Source organism: Fulvivirga lutimaris (assembly GCF_009711525.1).
In the GTDB taxonomy this organism is placed as follows: domain Bacteria; phylum Bacteroidota; class Bacteroidia; order Cytophagales; family Cyclobacteriaceae; genus Fulvivirga; species Fulvivirga lutimaris.
Genome location: NZ_SMLV01000122.1, coordinates 1 through 2,236, shown reverse-complemented (window position 1 = coordinate 2,236; position 2,236 = coordinate 1). Strand labels below are relative to the sequence as shown.

Here is a 2,236-nt window from a genome sequence, read left to right as displayed (position 1 = left end):
TATATTTTTACTACCGGGGATTCTACCTGATTTTAATGCGCCAGTTTTTAATGTTTTGCCAGTGTATTCATCCGTTGATCGAACATCTAAAATGACTGCACCTGAGAAAAAGGCAGTTTGTACTTCTTCTTGTGATGTATAATATTTTGTAGCTTGGGAATTGGGCAACTTAAATTCTGACTTTTTATTTACAGGAATATCAGTAGTTACTTTTCCTTCACCAGCTTTCCATGCTGGCAGTCCCCCATGAAGAAGTTTAACCTTCGTAAAATCATAATTTTGGAGTATCCACCATAGTCTTGCGGCCTCGCACAAGCCCTTGTCATCATATATTATAATTGTATCATTGGTGTTTATTCCCAAATTGCTAAAGAGTGATTCAATTTGTTCCGCAGGAGCCATCATTCCCCCATAAGAAAATGTAGAATCTTCAATATCCAATCTCCTAATGTGTCTTGCGCCTACTATATGCTCTTTATCATAGATATCCTTTTTACTTAGATCCAAAATCTTGATATTCGGGTGATCAACAAGCTTTTTAAAATCTCGAACCTCAATTAGATAGTCTGATTTTACAGACTTATCTTCAGTGATTGCAGTTGCCTTATCATCGACCTGTGTGTTTTGGCAAGCAGAGAAAATAAGGGCAAGAACAACTAACTTAATCTTCCAATTCATACCACTCTATATTTGATAAATTTTCACGCCTCCCTTTCTTTTTGGGAGGATAATTAGTGACCAAGTAGTTAACTATCACTTCCTGATTCTCTCCCAAATCCCATAAGTTCTGCGTTTCCTGCATCCACTTGATAGTGGCGTTCCAACGCTCGGCATTCATTCTGTTCTGGATAATGAGTTTTGAAGAATGACAATTAGTGCAGTTGTTTACCACTGTCATTAAGCCTTCAGCTTCCACCAATCCAGTTCTTATGTGTATGCCATTTTCAATTTTGTTATCATCTACATTGGGTGTTGCTACGGCAACTTGCTGCTGCTCTGGCCTTAAGGCACTCAAGCTTGGGTCAACTTTATAGTAAATGAGGAAGCTACCAAAGGCAATAACCAAGACCAGCGCTAAAACTGTTAGCTGATAAATGATCTTTACAAGACTGGTAAGTTTTTCTTTTTCAGACATTTAGCTAACCTTTACTGCGATCCTATGACATGCATTGTTTAAGTACCCTTTAGGATTCCAGCCAGGCACTAACATGGGTTGTGAAACACCATTAGAATCAGTTGCTCTGGCCCACACTTCATAATATCCTTTTTGTGGAAATTCAATTGTCGCTTCAAAATGCTGCCAGGCTAATCGGTTAACAGGCTCATCTATTTTACAAGTCTTCCAGGTAGCCCCAAAATCTATTGAGTATTCCATTTTATTGACTTTCAACTCGCCAGCCCAGGCATGACCTCTTATATTTAATGAAGCACCCTCTTTAATAATAGCCCCAGATTTTGGGTAAGTAATTAATGATTTAACTGGCATAGATTCTATAATGCACATGTCTTCATCACTCACCTTTTCTCCCGGAGAAACTGGCTTACAAGGTACTCTGTAGGCTGTCCCTGTCATTTTGGTTCCGTCATGTACAATGTTTCTAATGCTTATGCGGTTGATCCATTTGCCTGAAACTGAAGCCGGCCACCCACCTGCTACCAGTCGCAATGGGTAGCCATGTGCCAATGGAATATCCTTGTCATTCATAGCAAAGGCAAGAATGGTTTCATCCTGAAGGGCCTTGGCCATTGGACACCCTCTTGAAATGGGTTCCTTACCAGGGTCCATGCTCAAGTGAACATCGGCTGAATGATACCCAATATAAACAGCACTATTTTTTATGCCTGCGTCATTGAGAACATCTTTTAATCTTACTCCAGTCCATTTTGCGCAATGAACTGCGCCAATGGTCCATTGATTGCCTTTAGCAGGAGGATCGTACTCACTTCTTCCATTACCACCACACTCTAAAGTCAATTGGTAAGTGTAATGTTTGAATTTAGATTTTAACTCAGCCAGTGTATATGTCTTTTTTTCAGCTGCAGATTCACCATCTATGGTAAGTGTCCACTTACTGGCGTCAATATTTTCCGGAATCAGGCCATTGTTTCTAATAAACATATTGGCATTTGGCGTTATCTTATCATCCAATAGATGTGCCTGCGCCTCTATGTTCCATGGCTTATCATTTAGCACAACCATGTCTTTATTCTTATTAAATAATTTAAATGGATCTGG

General features: G+C 39.5%; 3 protein-coding genes. All 3 read right to left on the bottom strand.

What is annotated here, in order from left to right; genetic code table 11:
• On the bottom strand, positions 1–678 hold a 678-nt coding region (locus E1140_RS00605; RefSeq protein ID WP_185153338.1), incomplete at its 3' end, for a sulfurtransferase.
• Positions 662–1,135 (bottom strand): monoheme cytochrome C, encoded by a 474-nt coding sequence (locus E1140_RS00600; RefSeq protein WP_155178013.1) that lies wholly within the window; start codon positions 1,133–1,135, stop codon positions 662–664. The genes E1140_RS00600 and E1140_RS00605, both read right to left, overlap by 17 nt.
• The coding region (locus E1140_RS00595; protein WP_155178012.1) for a sulfite oxidase at positions 1,136–2,236 on the bottom strand (1,101 nt) is incomplete at its 5' end.

Excerpts from the sequence above, each read along its gene's own strand:
- E1140_RS00600 (WP_155178013.1), bottom strand. The coding sequence starts at position 1,135 with ATGTCTGAAAAAGAAAAACTTACCAGTCTTGTAAAGATCATTTATCAG.